This window comes from Nocardia sp. NPDC024068 (assembly GCF_040638875.1).
GTDB lineage: Bacteria > Actinomycetota > Actinomycetes > Mycobacteriales > Mycobacteriaceae > Nocardia.
Window position 1 is genome coordinate 1 of the sequence record NZ_JBEZYU010000084.1, and the last position, 15,800, is coordinate 15,800.

At 66.5% G+C, this 15,800-nt stretch carries 17 protein-coding genes; 8 read left to right on the forward strand and 9 right to left on the reverse strand.

The features are described 5' to 3' along the window. Positions 1-286 precede the first annotated feature (286 nt). Both AB0F41_RS29925 and AB0F41_RS29930 read left to right on the forward strand, forming a co-directional pair. Positions 287-901, forward strand: coding sequence for an esterase (locus tag AB0F41_RS29925; RefSeq protein WP_357429650.1), 615 nt, complete (start codon positions 287-289; stop codon positions 899-901). Positions 902-970: 69 nt separating this feature from the next. Beyond that, positions 971-1,828, forward strand: coding sequence for an acyl-ACP desaturase (locus tag AB0F41_RS29930; protein WP_357429652.1), 858 nt, complete (start codon positions 971-973; stop codon positions 1,826-1,828). Between the two features lie 64 nt (positions 1,829-1,892). On the opposite strand, the gene AB0F41_RS29935 is transcribed toward AB0F41_RS29930, so the two are convergent. The 3 genes from AB0F41_RS29935 to AB0F41_RS29945 all read right to left on the reverse strand — a co-directional run bounded on the left by AB0F41_RS29935 (position 1,893) and on the right by AB0F41_RS29945 (position 4,970). Beyond that, entirely contained in the window at positions 1,893-3,293 is a 1,401-nt protein-coding gene (locus AB0F41_RS29935; RefSeq protein ID WP_357429654.1) for a class II fumarate hydratase, read from the reverse strand. Positions 3,294-3,390: 97 nt separating this feature from the next. After that, positions 3,391-4,104 (reverse strand): ESX secretion-associated protein EspG, encoded by a 714-nt coding sequence (locus AB0F41_RS29940; protein WP_357429656.1) that lies wholly within the window; start codon positions 4,102-4,104, stop codon positions 3,391-3,393. Next, positions 4,101-4,970 (reverse strand): hypothetical protein, encoded by an 870-nt coding sequence (locus tag AB0F41_RS29945; protein WP_357429658.1) that lies wholly within the window; start codon positions 4,968-4,970, stop codon positions 4,101-4,103. The genes AB0F41_RS29940 and AB0F41_RS29945 overlap by 4 nt, the downstream gene beginning before the upstream one ends. 78 nt (positions 4,971-5,048) lie before the next feature. Between AB0F41_RS29945 and AB0F41_RS29950 the strand changes: the two genes are divergently transcribed. Continuing rightward, on the forward strand, positions 5,049-5,300 hold the full coding sequence (locus tag AB0F41_RS29950) for a hypothetical protein (protein WP_357429659.1): 252 nt from the start codon (positions 5,049-5,051) through the stop codon (positions 5,298-5,300). A gap of 190 nt (positions 5,301-5,490) precedes the next feature. Here the strand turns inward: AB0F41_RS29950 and AB0F41_RS29955 are convergent, their stop codons facing one another. Next, entirely contained in the window at positions 5,491-6,123 is a 633-nt protein-coding gene (locus tag AB0F41_RS29955; protein ID WP_357429661.1) for a DUF3558 domain-containing protein, read from the reverse strand. Beyond that, the gene (locus tag AB0F41_RS29960) at positions 6,120-6,488 is read right to left on the reverse strand and encodes a hypothetical protein (RefSeq protein ID WP_357429663.1); all 369 of its coding nucleotides are present in this window, start codon (positions 6,486-6,488) and stop codon (positions 6,120-6,122) included. Before AB0F41_RS29960 ends, AB0F41_RS29955 begins: the two co-directional genes overlap by 4 nt. A gap of 286 nt (positions 6,489-6,774) precedes the next feature. Here AB0F41_RS29960 and adh point away from each other — a divergent pair, with 286 nt between their 5' ends. Beyond that, positions 6,775-8,292, forward strand: a complete 1,518-nt coding sequence (gene adh / locus AB0F41_RS29965) for an aldehyde dehydrogenase (protein WP_357429665.1) — start codon at positions 6,775-6,777, stop codon at positions 8,290-8,292. Next, positions 8,292-8,693, forward strand: a complete 402-nt coding sequence (locus tag AB0F41_RS29970; RefSeq protein ID WP_357429667.1) for a DUF779 domain-containing protein — start codon at positions 8,292-8,294, stop codon at positions 8,691-8,693. The genes adh and AB0F41_RS29970 overlap by 1 nt, the downstream gene beginning before the upstream one ends. A gap of 88 nt (positions 8,694-8,781) precedes the next feature. Here the strand turns inward: AB0F41_RS29970 and AB0F41_RS29975 are convergent, their stop codons facing one another. After that, a complete protein-coding gene (locus tag AB0F41_RS29975; protein ID WP_357429669.1) occupies positions 8,782-9,054 on the reverse strand; it encodes a hypothetical protein in 273 nt (90 codons plus the stop codon). A 108-nt stretch (positions 9,055-9,162) separates the two neighbouring features. Here AB0F41_RS29975 and AB0F41_RS29980 point away from each other — a divergent pair, with 108 nt between their 5' ends. After that, complete coding sequence (locus tag AB0F41_RS29980) at positions 9,163-9,546, forward strand: DUF488 family protein (RefSeq protein WP_357429671.1); 384 nt, start codon at positions 9,163-9,165, stop codon at positions 9,544-9,546. Between the two features lie 484 nt (positions 9,547-10,030). After that, positions 10,031-11,380 (forward strand): PhoH family protein, encoded by a 1,350-nt coding sequence (locus AB0F41_RS29985; protein WP_357429673.1) that lies wholly within the window; start codon positions 10,031-10,033, stop codon positions 11,378-11,380. A 172-nt stretch (positions 11,381-11,552) separates the two neighbouring features. Here AB0F41_RS29985 and AB0F41_RS29990 read toward each other — a convergent pair whose 3' ends face one another. From AB0F41_RS29990 to AB0F41_RS30000, 3 genes are all read right to left on the reverse strand, one after another. Then, positions 11,553-11,966, reverse strand: coding sequence for a limonene-1,2-epoxide hydrolase family protein (locus AB0F41_RS29990; RefSeq protein WP_357429675.1), 414 nt, complete (start codon positions 11,964-11,966; stop codon positions 11,553-11,555). Positions 11,967-12,008: 42 nt separating this feature from the next. Beyond that, entirely contained in the window at positions 12,009-13,304 is a 1,296-nt protein-coding gene (glyA, locus tag AB0F41_RS29995; RefSeq protein WP_357429677.1) for a serine hydroxymethyltransferase, read from the reverse strand. A 70-nt stretch (positions 13,305-13,374) separates the two neighbouring features. Next, complete coding sequence (locus tag AB0F41_RS30000) at positions 13,375-14,571, reverse strand: DUF885 domain-containing protein (RefSeq protein ID WP_357429679.1); 1,197 nt, start codon at positions 14,569-14,571, stop codon at positions 13,375-13,377. Positions 14,572-14,762: 191 nt separating this feature from the next. On the opposite strand from AB0F41_RS30000, the gene coaA reads away from it, so the two are divergent. After that, a complete protein-coding gene (gene coaA / locus AB0F41_RS30005; RefSeq protein WP_357429681.1) occupies positions 14,763-15,695 on the forward strand; it encodes a type I pantothenate kinase in 933 nt (310 codons plus the stop codon). Positions 15,696-15,800 lie beyond the last annotated feature (105 nt).

The following is a 15,800-nucleotide window of genomic DNA, read 5'->3' on the forward strand; positions in this document are numbered from 1 at the left end:
TGTCAGCCCTCGAAGCGCATGTGGCGAAGCCACGAGTCTCGAGGGCTGACAGCAGACGCTAAAGGGGCCGAACCCCGCGCGCGCCAGCGCGCCAAAGATACAGCTACTTTTCAGCATATGGTCTGCCGCGCCTCTTTGCGGGTAATATTCCGCGTGACCACCGAACCGGCAGCGTTGCGGGATCTCGCGCCCGGTAGCCGTCACGTTGCCGTATGAATGAGCCGGAGTGATGGGTTTTCCGCAGTTCTGGCTGTGCATCACACCGGCCTGTCGCGAGAGGATGGACATGCACCACTTCGCTCGACGTTCGGCCGGATTCACCGTTGCGCTCGCCGCCGCGGGCCTGCTCATCGCCGGATGCGGTGACGACGACACCTCGGTGTCGGATACCGTCGGCTCTGTGACCTCGGCGGTTATGCCGGGTGGAGGCGCCAGTGGCAGTCCGTCTCCCGAGGCGGAGGGGTCGCCAACCGAAACCAGCGGCGCCGAGGGGTCGGCGACACCGGACGAGGACCCCAATGCCGATGCCGGTGAGACCACCGTGCAGACCCCCGACGGGACCGAGGTCACCGTAAAGGGCTCCATCTACCAGAAGTACACCGAGGCCGGTGGCCCCACGGGCACGCTCGGGATGCCCGAGGGTGAGGAGCAGGTGGTCGCCGACGGCGGCCGCTACCAGGACTTCACCGGTGGCACCATCTTCTTCAGCGAAGAGACCGGCGCCCATGTCGTATGGGGTGATATCCGTGAGGCCTGGGAGGCCAACGGTGGCGCCGAGGGGCAGCTCGGGTTCCCGGTGTCCGACGAGGAGGACACCCCCGAGGGCAAGATGAGCGAGTTCCAGGGCGGCACCATCACCTGGAATTCGTCGGACCGCTCCACCACGGTCACCGAGAACTGATTCACGCCGATCGGGGCGTCCGCAGCGGCGGACGCCCCGTTTCGCGGTCCGACCCGCTACCGTGTGTGCGTGCAGAATCTGTTGACCGACCGCGACCTGCTGGAATCCCTCGCGGTCGAGGTGGAACTGACCGTGCGGCGCCATACCGAGATCGCCGACGAATGGCAGCCGCACGACTTCGTCCCGTGGGACGACGGCCGCAACTTCGCCTTCCTCGGCGGTGAGGACTGGGATCCCGCCCAGGCCGAACTGAGCGAGACGGCGCGGCTGGCGCTCACCGTGAGCGTCCTGATCGCCGACAACCTACCCGCGTATCACCGCGAGCTCGGCAAGTATCTGCGGACCGGCGCCTGGTGGCGCTGGGTGGGGCGCTGGACGGCCGAAGAGGCTCGGCATTCGGTCCTGATCCGCAACTATCTGATGGTCACCCGCTCCTGCGATCCGGTGGAGCTCGAACGGCTGCGTATGGGTCATATGACCGACGGTTTCAGCCGCGAGCCGATGCATCTGCTCGATGTGCTGGCCGCATGCGCGTTCGAGGAGGCCGCCTCCGCGGTCCGGCACCGCAACACCGCGGCGTTCGGGGAGAACCCGCTGGTGACCGCGATCAGTGAGCGGATCGCCAAGGACGACGAGATGCAGTCGGAGGTGTTCGCCGAGCTGCTCGCCGCCGGTTTCGCGGAGGCCCCCGACCAGGCCATGCGCGCGGTCGCGGATCAGGTCGCCGCCTTCCGGGTGCCCTCGGTCACCCTGCCCGGCGGTCGCAGCAGCGACGAGGTCCTGGCCGCGGCCGGTATCTACGATCCGGCGAAGCAGGACGAACTGGTGTTCGCGCCGCTACTGCGCCGCTGGGATGTGTTCGGCCGCACCGATCTCGGAGAGTCCGGGATCGCGGCACGCGAGGAACTCGCCCGCTTCCGGCCCTGAAACCGTTTCCGGCGCGGCGAACTCCGGTTCGCCGCGCCGGGCCCCGCACCGGTCGGCGGCGTGCTCAGTCGCGGTCGGTGTTGGTCATGGACAACACGTCGAGACGGCGATCGAGCTCTTCCTCGGTGAGCGCCTCCCCGATCAGGCCGCGGTCGATCACCGTCTGCCGGATCGTCTGCTGTTCCCGCAGCGCCTGTTTGGCCACCGCCGCCGCTTCCTCATAGCCGATCGCCGAGTTCAGCGGGGTCACGATGGACGGCGAGGATTCCGCGAGGGTGCGCAGCCGGTCGATATTGGCCGTCAGCCCGTGGATGCAGCGGTCCGCGAACAGCCGCGAGACCGCCGCCAGCAGGCGAATGGATTCGAGGACGTTGCGCGCCATCACCGGGATATACACGTTCAGCTCGAAATGCCCGCCCGCGCCCGCGAACGCGACCGCCGCGTCATTGCCGACCACCTGTGCCGCGACCTGCGTGACCGCCTCCGGCAGGACCGGGTTCACCTTGCCCGGCATGATCGAACTGCCCGGCTGCAGGTCCGGCAGTTGCAGTTCACCCAGCCCGGTGAGCGGACCCGAACCCATCCAGCGAATATCGTTGGCGATCTTGGTGAGGCTCACCGCGACCGTGCGCAGCGCACCGGAGACCTCCACCAGCCCGTCGCGCGCCGCCTGCGCCTCGAAATGATCTTCGGCTTCGGTGAGCGCGTCGATCCCGGTGGAGCGCACCAATTCCGCGACCACTTTGGTGCCGAACCCGGCCGGCGCGTTGAGCCCGGTGCCCACCGCCGTACCTCCGATCGGCAGCTCACCGAGCCGCGGCAGCGTCGCGAGCAGCCGTTCCATTCCGGCCGCGACCTGGCGCGTATAGCCGCCGAATTCCTGGCCCAGCGTCACCGGCACCGCGTCCATGAGGTGGGTGCGGCCGGATTTCACCACGGTGCGCCATTCGCTTGATTTGTCCAGCAGCGCGAGCCGCAGATGCTCCAGCGCCGGCAGCAGATCCTTGATCACCGCCTCAGTGGCGGCCAGGTGGGTGGCGGTCGGGAAGGTGTCGTTGGAGGACTGCGACATGTTCACGTGGTCGTTGGGGTGGACCGTGACCCCGTTGTTCGCCGCGATGGAGGCGATCACTTCGTTGGCGTTCATATTCGAGCTGGTGCCCGAGCCGGTCTGGAACACATCGATCGGGAACTGGTCGTCGTGACGTCCGGCGGCGATCTCTTCGGCCGCCTCCACGATCGCCGCCGCCTGTTCGGCGTCGAGCAGTCCGAGGTCCCGGTTCACCACCGCGCAGGCGCCTTTCAGCAGCCCGAGCGCCCGGATCTGCGCCCGCTCCAGACCACGTCCGCTGATCGGGAAGTTCTCCACCGCCCGCTGCGTCTGAGCCCGCCACAGCGCGTCCACGGGTACGCGGACCTCGCCCATCGTGTCGTGCTCGATGCGGTACTGCTTCTCCTCGCTCATAGTCCCGACCCTATGCCGCGCCCCGGCGATGTTGGCGTGCCACGCGTGAGGTCTGGGTCACCGGTTCCGGGCGGTCACGTGACCGCGACGCGCCGGGTCAGACCGGAGCCGCGGTGAGCATCCGCGCGAGCTCGCGGCGCAGATCGGTATGCGAGACCGGTGCGATATGGAAATCCTGATAGCGGTGCCCGTACACGTAGCGGCCGTCGTCGACCACATCGAACCAGCTCAGGTAGCGCGGGGGTGGTGGTAGCGGCTCGCGCAGGCCGTGCCGCGCCTCCAGAAATCCCGATCCCGCACGCGGAGCCTTCAGCAGTCGGCGCATCCGGTCGGCCGGCTGCGGCTTGCCGCCATTCCAGACCCCATGGGTATCACGCAGCCGATCGACGCTTTCCACCAGCGGCGGGCGGGTTCCCTTCGGCATCTCACCCAGGATCTGCAGAAAAACCCTCGGCACGAGCGTCACCGGCCCGATCTCGACCACGATCCTCCCGTCGAAATCGGTAGCGACACCGGGGAACTGGACCACCGTCACTCCCGCGGTGCCCGCGAACCCGCCGAACGCCCGGATCCGATTTCGGCGGCTCCCCGACAGCGTGAGCGTGGATTCGGGATCCGCGGCCACGCCCAGGGCGGCCGCGAGTTCCGGATCGGCGCCCCGCGGGTAGGCCGTCTCGATCCGGGCCGCCAACAGCCGGAACTCGTCTTCCCAGCGCACCGACGACCGCATTTCCAGCGGGTAGGGATAGCGGTCCCGGCCGGTTTCCTTCCAGACGTGCATGAATTCGTCCGGGGTGAACTCCCACTTCACCGACGCCCGCCGCGCTCATCACGGTCGTCGGCGGGTTGCGCGGCCGGAGCGTCGGCCCCCAGCACTCCGCTCAGCGCGTCGATCGGCGCACCGAACAGTTCCTCCGCACGGTCGCGGATCAGATAGTCGGGAGTCGTATGCTCCGCGTCGTCCTCCCCACGTCGCCCCGCCGCGCCGGGTGACATCATCCCCGGCATCCCCGACATCGCCCGGTTCGTCCCGGCCGCCGCCGACGCCGGGCCACCCGACGAAACATTCTGGGTGCCGGGAGTACTCGTCGTGCCCGGATTACTCGTCACCGTCTTGCCGGGGATCTGCGACTGCGGTGTACCGCCAGGACCGCTCGGCGACCCTGACGGGCTTCCCGACGGCACCGCGGGCGAGCCCGTGGTGGTGGTCGACGCAGTGGTGCGCTGCGGATCCCCGGTCGGCGTTCCGGTGGTGGTACCGGCCGGCTGCTGGGTGGTCGGGTTCTCGTCGGTACCGGCGGTCGTGGTCTGCGACTCCTCCTCCGTACCGGGAGTTTCCGGTGTCTCCCCCTCGTTCTCCTTCTCCCCCGGGGTTTCACCACCCGGCGTCTCGCCGCCCGGAGCGGAAGAGGTACTGGTGCCGTTGGGGTTTCCCGGCGAGGTACCGGCCGGGTTGGTACCGGACGGGTCGTCGTCGCCGGGCGCCTGTACCGGAACGAAGGCGGGCACGCCGTCACCGGCGGGTTGGTAGGTGGGTTTGTAGGCCATATTCATCACTTCGATGGCGGCCAGCCGCTGGTCTTCTTTGTAGCGATCCAGAGCGGCGGCGGACGCGGGATCCACGGCGCCCACCACTGTTTGCGCGATCTGCGCAGGATCGACGGCTGAAGTCGACACGGCAGGGTTGGTGGCGGGTACGGCGGTGGGCGGTGGGGGAACGGATTTCTTCACTACTTCGGCGGCGTAGGCAGCAGCGTGTATTCGCAAACTGACCGAACGGATGACTTCCTGAACATCGGTAGCCTGGTCATAGAATTTGCGCGCAGCCTGGCCTGCAGCATCGGCGAACTGGCCGTCCATTCCATCGGAGAGTTCACGTTGCACCGCAAGGTACGCGCCGAAGAGCGCGCCACCCAACGAATTTGCGACGGAATCGTATGTATCGGCGGCGATATGCATCCGCCCCGGTGCCATCGTCTCCACCTTCTCGTGGATTTCCTGGTGTGAGAATCCCTCGAATTGCTCCATCGCGGTGATATACGAGGGGTCCCGGCCGCCGTGAGATACTTGCGAACCAAATTGTTCTGCTCCACTTTGGCTCTTCTGCCCGTCGAGTCGTCGCTGCACCGCTTCCGGTGCGATCCCGAGCACCGGACCGAAGATTCCGAGTGGCGCGGAAGGCTGGTCTCCGGCCATCTCAGTTCTCCGAACCGATTTCGGGCTCGAGACCCTCAGCGATCTCGACGACACCGTCACAGCGCTGCAGTCCAGCTTCGCTTCCCTCGAAAGTGCGAGCGGAACTGAACATGACAAGGCCGACCTTGGTTCGCACGTGGACGCTACACACCCTCTTCAACGCCGGGTCCTGCACCAGCAAGGCTTCCCTACCGTTCACGGTCAACGGCTCGCTGTGCGCGCCGTTCTTCTGCAGGTCTTCATCCCAGGTCACATTGCCGGAATTGATCTGCAGATCGCGGAGCGGGCCCTTGAAATCGCATGTCAGAAAGGTGTATTCCGCAACCATATCGTCACCGCGCCGACGAGTCGTGGGATCGAGACCGACTGCGCCGACCGCTTCATCGGAAATCCAAGTGCAAGGATCGAAAACGACCTCGGGACGACCCTCGGTCGTGTACTCATTCTGCTGCGGTGGGGGCTGCAACCTCGATTCGGTGAGCGTCGGCCGCGACGGAGCGGACTGCGAGGCTCCTTCGGATGGGGTAACCGCAGCTGTCGCCCCGGCGTCGATGGCCTCACCACTCTCGGAGCACCCGGCCATCATGACCACGAGTACGCCGCCTGCCGCCACAATCCAGTGCCGCAAATTCACTCCAGCCCCTCACTGGCGGCTGCGATAGCGCGCCTGTTCATAGCATCCGCTTCCTCAAAGGCACCACCGGCCTGCAGAAAGGCTGCGGCCATTCGAAGCGCCGCTTCTTTCAGACCAACCAGCGCGTCACCCGTGGAGTTTCCCTTGTTCATGAACCCGGCCCGAAGCTCCCCGGCCGAGGCGAATCCTCCGAATCCATCGACTTCATGCAACCGCTCGGTACGCCTGATCTGCTCGTCCAAGCACGTATCGACCAACCGCGTGTACACCGCCGCACACCGCTCCGCGGCCCCCCGCTCCATCCGGAACGTCCCGGACACGGCCTGCTGATACAGCGCGGTCGCGGTCCCCTGCCCCACTTCCATACCGCTCGGCCCACCCTTCCGTGAATTTCACTCAAGATACTGGACGCGACTCGCCCCGCATCGGTTCCATCCGCCCGCCCGACGGGCGGTATTCGGCCGCGGTTCCCTTGCAAGCCCCCACTACATGGACGGACCGCGGACACCTGCGCACCTACTCGGGCCGGGCCGGCTCGGGGGGACTTTCCGGGTGAACACGACGTGCCGTTCGCTTCCACACGGCATAGTGAGGTAGGTCACTGGATAAATAGGGTGACTATCAGTGCACGCGTCGAACGAGGAGCTCGTCATGACCTACGCCAAGCCCGGTGCCGACGGCAGTATCGTCAGCTACGCCCGCCGCTACGACAATTTCATCGGTGGTGAGTGGACAGCGCCGGTCGAGGGCAAATATTTCGACAACCCGTCGCCGATCGACGGCGAAACCTTCTGCGAGGTGGCCCGCTCCACCGCGCCGGATGTGGAGCTGGCGCTGGATGCCGCGCATGCCGCGAGCGACGGCTGGGGTGCGACATCGGCCACCGAGCGGGCCAATATCCTGAACAAGATCGCCGATCGGATCGAGGAGAATCTCGAGGCGCTGGCGGTCGCCGAGACCTGGGAGAACGGGAAGCCGGTCCGCGAGACCAAAGCGGCGGACCTGCCGCTGGCGGTCGATCATTTCCGCTATTTCGCCGGGGCGATCCGCGCCCAGGAGGGTGGGATCAGCGAGATCGACGCCGATACGATCGCCTATCACTTCCATGAGCCGCTGGGCGTGGTCGGGCAGATCATCCCGTGGAACTTCCCGATCCTGATGGCCACCTGGAAACTGGCGCCCGCACTGGCCGCCGGGAACGCGGTGGTGCTGAAACCGGCCGAGCAGACGCCGGCGTCGATCCTGAAAGTGGTCGAACTGATCGCCGATCTGCTGCCGCCGGGCGTGCTGAACGTGGTGAACGGGTTCGGTGTGGAGACCGGTAAACCGCTGGCCTCGAGTCCGCGGGTGGCCAAGGTGGCGTTCACCGGTGAAACCACCACGGGCCGGCTCATCATGCAGTACGCCAGCGAGAACATCATCCCGGTGACGCTGGAGCTGGGCGGTAAGAGCCCGAATATCTTCCTGCCCGATGTCATGGACGCAGACGACGACTTCCTGGACAAGGCGGTCGAGGGTTTCGTGATGTTCGCGCTCAACCAGGGCGAGGTCTGCACCTGCCCGTCCCGGGCGCTCATCCATTCGTCGATCTACGACGAGTTCATGGCGCGCTGTGTGGAGCGCACCAAGGCCATCGTGAGCGGTGATCCGCTCGACGACGCCACCATGATCGGAGCGCAGGCCAGTAACGATCAGTACGAGAAGATCATGTCGTACATCGATATCGGCAGGAAGGAAGGCGCCGAGGTCCTCACCGGCGGCGGTTCACGTTCGGTCGACGGCTACCCGAACGGCTTCTACGTGGAGCCGACCATCTTCAAGGGCAGCAACGATATGCGCATCTTCCAGGAGGAGATCTTCGGTCCGGTGGTATCGGTGGCCACCTTCGATTCCACCGAGGAGGCTCTGAAGATCGCCAACGACACCCTCTACGGTCTCGGTGCCGGGGTGTGGACCCGCGACGGCAACACCGCCTACCGCCTGGGTCGCGGTATCAAGGCCGGCCGGGTGTGGACGAACTGCTACCACGCCTACCCGGCGCACGCGGCGTTCGGCGGCTACAAGAAGTCGGGGATCGGCCGGGAGAACCACTCGAAGATGCTGGACCACTACCAGCAGACGAAGAATCTGCTGGTGAGCTATTCGGCGCAGAAGCTCGGGTTCTTCTGATGCCGGACCCGAACCGGGTGGAACTCACCGACGCCGCGTCGGATCTGCTGCACGAGCTGGTCGAACGGCACGGGCCGGTGATGTTCCACCAGTCCGGTGGGTGTTGCGACGGCAGCGCACCGATGTGTTACCCGCGCGGCGAGTTCCGGGTGGGTGGGCAGGATGTGCTGCTCGGTGAGGTGGATGCGGACACCCCGTTCTGGATGAGCGCGGATCAGTACGAGTACTGGAAGCACACCCATCTGACGGTGGACGTGGTACCCGGCCGCGGGAGCGGGTTCTCGCTCGAGGCACCCGAGGGTGTCCGCTTCCTGATCCGCTCGCGGCTGCTCACCGATGACGAATTCCTCCGGCTCGAGAACCTGCCCCCACCGCCGACGGGCGCCGACCTCGTGGATTGACGCCGAAGCCGCGAAAGCCCGGCCGGACATACCGCCCGCGGCGGCGGACCCGCCGGGGCCGGCCGAGGCCCCCGCCGCGCCCGGCCACTCACGGATGTTCGCGCAGATACTCCAGGTAGAAGCCACGCAGGGCCTCGGCCAGGTCGCCTTCACCCGCGTGGACGTAGTCGTCCAGCATCGGTACCACCCATTTGATATCGGCTTCGCTTTCACCGACCCGCCCTACCGAGGCTTCCGCGGCGGGGATCCGGGTGAGGAGTTCCCAGAGGAAGCGGATATCGCCACGACGCACGGCGTGTTTCACGGCGCGATCGTGCAGTTCCTTCGACGAGAGACCGTCCAACTCCGCGTTCGTGCTCATACCGCCGACTCTAATCCCGCTCGTGCCCGCCGGGCCGGTTTCCGGCCGCGGCGGAATTCACCGCGTGGCGCCCGCACCTGCCGGGCGCGGGCGTGATGCGATGGAGAGATGAGCGACGAACCCCTGGCCGCGCCACCCGGGTTCCGGATCAAACGGGTATACGAGGCGCCGGATCCGGACGACGGCTACCGCGTTCTGGTGGACCGGCTGTGGCCGCGCGGGGTGGCCGAGAGCGCGGCGCGTATCGACGAATGGGCCAAAGATCTGACACCGTCGAGCGATCTGCGTCGCTGGTATCACGAGAACCCGCCGGGTCGTCGCGACGAGTTCGTGGCACGTTTCCGCGAGGAGCTGTCGGACCGGACGGCGCACGAGGTGATGGTCCGGCTGCGTGGACTGGCCCGGACCCGGCCGCCGGTGACTCTTGTCACCGCGGTCAAGGACCCGGAGCACAGCCACCTGCCGGTAGTGCTGGAGTTCCTGGGGCAGTAGCGGCACGGGCACCGGCCGCCTCGTTTTCGGTCCGGTCGCCGTCGTCGGCATGCCTGTGCCACGCGACCCGCCCCGGCACCGTCGCCGGGCAAATCCGAGGCGAACGAAGCGAACGCGCGGCGAAACCGCACTGCGGGGGCGTCCGCACCCACCCTGAGCCGAAACCTTTCCGGAATTACCCCGGCGTAACAAATACTGCCTTTCACCTGCGTAAATACTCTTAACCAGGAGCATGTTCACAGCGAATTCATCAAACCCACCCGCATTTCTCCGAGCGCACAGGGCATGGTACGAGGTAGCTTCGGAGTGGCGGGTCGCGCGTTGCGGCTCGCTCGGGAGGTCCTGACCGTGACTGAGCAACTCAGTACGAGGGGGCCGGCACCCGGTCCTCGTGGCCGCTGACGCACTCCGCCAGCCGTCATCCGGACCTACCGGCCCAGCGAGACTGTCTGTGTGGGTGCCGCGCAGACCATAGGAGCCTACCGTGACTGATAATCGCTCCGTATCCGCCCCATCGGCGAATTCTCGCTCCATTCAGAAAGGTTTGAAAACCTTCGTTGTCGACACCTCGGTGCTGCTGTCCGATCCCTGGGCGGTGACCCGGTTCGGCGAACATCAGGTGGTCTTACCGCTGGTCGTGATCAGCGAACTCGAAGGTAAACGGCACCACCACGAACTCGGCTGGTTCGCCCGTGAAGCCCTGCGCATGCTCGACGATCTGCGCCTGGCCCACGGACGCCTGGACGAACCGTTACCGATCGGCACCGAAGGCGGCACGATCCAGGTCGAACTGAACCACACCGATCCCACGGTGCTGCCGGTCGGTTTCCGCACCGAGAGCAACGATTCCCGCATCCTGGCCTGCGCGCTGAACTTCGCGGCCGAGGGATGCCAGGTGGTGCTCGTATCCAAAGACATCCCGATGCGCGTGAAGGCCAGCGCGGTAGGTCTGCGAGCGGAGGGATACCACGCGCAGGATGTGGTGACCTCCGGCTGGTCGGGCATGGTCGAGATCGACACCGCATCCGAGGTCGTCGACCGCCTCTACAGCGAATCGGTGGTCGATCTCGACGAGGCACGGGAACTGCCGTGCCATACCGGTATCCGGTTGCTGGGCAACAGTTCCAGTGCCCTGGGCCGGGTGACCGCGGACAAGCGGGTGCAACTGGTACGCGAGCGGGAGGCCTTCGGACTGCACGGCCGCTCCGCGGAACAGCGGGTGGCGCTCGATCTGTTGCTCGACGAGAGCATCGGGATCGTCTCGCTCGGCGGTCGCGCCGGTACCGGTAAATCCGCACTGGCGCTCACCGCCGGCCTGGAAGCCGTGCTGGAGAAGCGGTCTCAGCGCAAGGTCGTGGTGTTCCGCCCGCTGTACGCGGTGGGCGGGCAGGAACTCGGCTACCTGCCCGGTACCGAGAACGAGAAGATGGGTCCCTGGGCGCAGGCCGTTTTCGACACCCTGGACGGGCTGGCCAGCCGGGAGGTCATGGAAGAGGTCCTGAGCCGGGATATGCTCGAAGTCCTGCCACTGACCCATATTCGAGGCCGATCGCTGCACGACTCGTTCGTGATCGTCGACGAAGCCCAGTCGCTGGAACGCAACGTTCTGCTGACCGTGCTGAGCCGGCTCGGCAGTGGTTCCCGAGTGGTGCTCACCCACGATGTGGCACAGCGCGACAATCTGCGGGTCGGCCGGCACGACGGTGTCGCGGCGGTGATCGAGAAACTCAAGGGCCATCCCCTGTTCGCCCATATCACCCTCACCCGCAGTGAGCGTTCGCCCATCGCGGCGCTGGTGACCGAGATGCTCGAGGAGTACGGCCCCAACGCCTGACGTGTCTATGGCGCCGACTCCGTCGGCGCGGGGTTCGGCCCCTGAGGCGTCGGCTCTCAGCCCTCGAGACTCGTGGCTTCGCCACATGCGCTTCGAGGACTGAGAGCCGACGCGGGCCGAACCCTTTCAGGGGGCTCGCTGAACTCGCGCCGGAATCGGTGGTCCCTTGCGGTTACTTTCCGAAAATCGCCTTGACGATGCCGACGGCGGTGCCGCGGAGGAAGTTCTCCCAGCTGAAGTGGTCGTCCCACAGGATGATCCGGCCGTCGCGGAGTTCGAAGGTGCCCATCACCCAGAATTCGATGGTCACCGGGCCGAACCGCAGGAAATCGGTGCGGTCGGTGAGGACGATATCGCCGTCGGCGGCGATATGGTGCATCGTCGCCGAGAATCCGAACTGATCCCCGTCCAGACCGCGCAGCAATTTGCCGACTCGGCGCGCCCCGCGCACATCCGGCAGCGTCGAGTTCTTCCAGACGATATCCGGATGTACCAGCTCGAGCGCCTCGTCGAGCGCACCCACCTCCATGGCGGTGAAGAATTCCCGGACCGTGGTGACGGCGTCCTGCGTCAGCTCGCTCTCCATACCCTCGAGCCTAGGGATATCGGACGCCGCCGCCTACCCCCTTCAGCCGAGCAGGTTCCAGTCTTCGAGGTCCTGGTACAGGGGGAAGTCCTGGGCGAGTTTCTTCACCCGGCCGCGCAGGGCGTCCAGATCGGCGTCGCCCGCCAGCGCGGTCGCGATGATATCGGCGACCTCGGTGAACTCGGTATCGCCGAAACCGCGGGTGGCCAGGGCCGCCGTGCCGATCCGCAGACCGGAGGTGACCATCGGCGGGCGCGGGTCGAACGGGACCGCGTTGCGGTTGACGGTGATGCCGACCTCATGCAGCAGATCCTCGCCCTGCTGGCCGTCGAGGTCGGAGTTGCGCAGATCCACCAGCACCAGGTGCACATCGGTGCCGCCGGTGAGCACGCTGATGCCCTTACCGGCCACATCGGCCCCGGTCAGGCGTTCGGCCAGGATCTTGGCGCCGGAGACGGTGCGCTGCTGACGCTCGGCGAACTCGGGGGTCCCCGCGATCTTGAAGGCCACCGCTTTGGCCGCGATGACGTGCATGAGCGGCCCGCCCTGCTGGCCCGGGAACACCGAGCTGTTGAGCTTCTTCGCGTAGTCCTGTTTGGCCAGGATCAGCCCCGACCGCGGACCACCGAGAGTCTTGTGCACGGTGGAGGACACCACATCGGCGTACGGCACCGGCGAGGGGTGCAGACCGGCCGCGACCAGCCCGGCGAAATGCGCCATATCGACCCACAGGTAAGCGCCGACCTCGTCGGCGATCTCCCGGAACGCCGCGAAATCCTGGTGCCGCGGGTAGGCCGACCAACCGGCCACGATCACCTTCGGCTTGGAATCGCGGGCGATGGCCCGCACGTTTTCCATATCCACACGGTGGTCCTCTTTGGAGACCCCGTAGGAATGCACCTCGTACAGCTTGCCGGAGAAGTTCAGCCGCATCCCGTGGGTGAGGTGACCGCCATGCGCCAGGTCCAGGCCGAGCAGCCGGTCGCCGGGATCCATCAGCGACATCAGCACCGCCGCGTTGGCCTGGGCGCCGGAATGCGGCTGCACATTCGCGAAATCGGCGCCGAAAAGGGCCTTGGCGCGTTCGCGGGCCAGATTCTCCACGACGTCGACGTGTTCGCAGCCGCCGTAGTAGCGGCGGCCGGGATAACCCTCGGCGTACTTGTTGGTGAGCACACTGCCCTGCGCCTGCAACACCGCGCGCGGCACGAAGTTCTCCGACGCGATCATCTCCAGGGTGTCGCGTTCACGGGCGAGCTCACCTGCCATCGCGGCCGCGAGTTCCGGATCGAGTTCACCGAGGGACTGGTTATTGACAGAGGCGGTCGTCTGCGTCACCCGCCCAGTGTATGAGTCGCTGACACTTCATCCGGAACCGGGCCGCGCCTCCTCGGGCCGGGCGCCGAGGTCACAACTTGCGAAGGGCAGCCGGGGTGAGCGGCTCGTCCAGCAGCCGGCGGAAACGGTCGGCGCGGTCGTCGGCGTCCGTCGCCCGGTCCAGCCAGCCACCGAGCAACTTGTACCCCTCCACGTAGGTACTGACGTAGGCCCGCCACAGCGGAGACGACAGGAATCGCAGCGACTGACGGGCACGATCGGGCGTGGTCAGCGACCAGCGTTCCAGGAAGCCGGCCACCTCGTCGGCGTCCTTGCCCTGATCGTGCAGCATGAGCGCGGCATCCTGGCGGACGCCGAGCAATTGCGCCGAGGCCTCGGACAACCGTTCCGCGCGCTCGCCGTCGAACCGCAGACCCAGGTCGGCGTAGATCTCCTGCGCCCACTTTCCCCAGCCGGGTCCGATGATCGATCGCAGCGCCAGGTCGGCCAGCCCTTCGGCCATCAGGCACTGCGGCGTGTTCACCAGGAAGATGGTCTGTTCACCGTGCCCGGCGGCGACCAGATTGGCTTCCTTCCGGCAGTGTTCGGTGTGGTGCCCCGGGTAGGACTCGTGTGCGATCAGCCGGGGCAGCATCGCCATGTGCTGGCGCAGATCGGAGTTGATCGCGACCGTCGACCGGTAGTTGCCCAGGTAGTAGTTGAACCCGGACCACGGCTTATCTCCCACTATCTCGTAGGTGACGTGTTCGTGGTCGGGCAGCGGGTACCGCGCACGCACCAGTTCGCGGAGCGCGCCGGAGAACGCCTCGACGCAGGCCTCCAGGCGCTCCGGCGGGATTTCGTCGGCTTTCCGGTGGGCGGCCATCCGCTCGGCGAGCGGACCGGTGCCGCCCAGCACCTCGTCGATCTTCTGGTGGGCCGCACGGTAGGCGGCGGGGTCACCGGGCGCGATATCCACGTCGAAGTACCTGCTGACCTCGTCCACGAAGCCGATCTCATCGCCCGCGAATTTGCGCGCGGAACACTCCAGTGCCCGCAGGTGCGCATCGAGGAACGCGGTTCGCTGCGGACCCAGCCCGGCGGCCAGGAGTTCGGCGCGTAACCGCGTAGCGGTGACAGCCAGTTCCCGGGGTTCGGGGCGCGGCGCGTTCTCGACATCGCGCCGCAATTGCGGTTCGGCGGTGTAGGCGTCGACGAAACCCGATTCGAGCCGGTCGAATGACAGACCGAGCCGCAGGTATTCGGTCACCAGAGGATGGGCTTGCATGGTTTCGACCATAGCCTTGCGCACAGTGCCCGGACCCCCTCTGCGTTCCGCGCCCGCGCGGGGGGCAGAATTCAGCCATGAGGGCACAGCCAGAGCGCCGGACCGGCCGGAGTCGCGCCGGCCGTGATCACGGCATATCACAGGGTCGGCACCGCGAGCACGAGTGTCCGGCAGAGTGGAGCGCTGAATAGATGGCCAAGGCGAGCGAGCCCAGCCCCTATGTGGAGTTCGACCGGAAACGGTGGCGCGAACTGCGTAAATCGACTCCGCTGGTGCTCACCGAAGAAGAACTGATCGGCCTGCGGGGCCTGGGCGAACAGATCGACCTGGAAGAGGTCGCAGAGGTCTACCTGCCGCTCGCCCGGCTGATCCACCTGCAGGTGGCGGCGAGACAGCGACTTTTCGCGGCGACCGCGACCTTCCTCGGTGAATCCCATCCGGATAAGCAGGTGCCGTTCGTGATCGGGGTCGCGGGCAGTGTGGCGGTGGGTAAATCCACCACCGCCCGGGTTCTGCAGGCACTGCTGGCGCGCTGGGATCACCATCCGCGGGTCGACCTGGTGACCACCGACGGATTCCTCTACCCCACCGCCGAACTCACCCGCCGCGGCATCATGCACCGCAAAGGGTTCCCGGAGAGCTACGACCGGCGCAAACTACTGCGCTTCGTCACCGAGGTGAAATCGGGCGCCGAAGAAGTGTGCGCGCCCGTCTATTCACATATCTCCTACGACATCGTGCCCGGCGAGTTCCACTGTGTGCGCCAGCCCGACATCCTGATCGTCGAGGGACTGAACGTCCTGCAGACGGGCCCGCGGCTCATGGTGTCGGACCTGTTCGATTTCTCCATCTACGTCGACGCGCGGATCGAGGATATCGAGAGCTGGTATGTGCGCCGGTTTCTGAGTCTGCGCGAAACGGGCTTCGCGGATCCGAAAGCCCACTTCCATCACTACGCGAAGTTCTCCGATACCGAAGCGACGGCGGCGGCGAAGGACATCTGGAACTCCACCAACCGCCCCAACCTGGTGGACAACATCCTGCCCACCCGCCCCCGCGCGACCCTGGTACTCCGCAAGGACTCCGACCACGCCATCAACCGCCTCCGGCTACGCAAGCTGTGATATTGGAGCGGCTCCGCCGCTCGAGGTTCGGCCCTCCTGAGCGTCGGCTGTCAGCGCTCGAGACTCGTGGCTTCGCCACATGCGCTTCGAGCACTGACAGCCGAC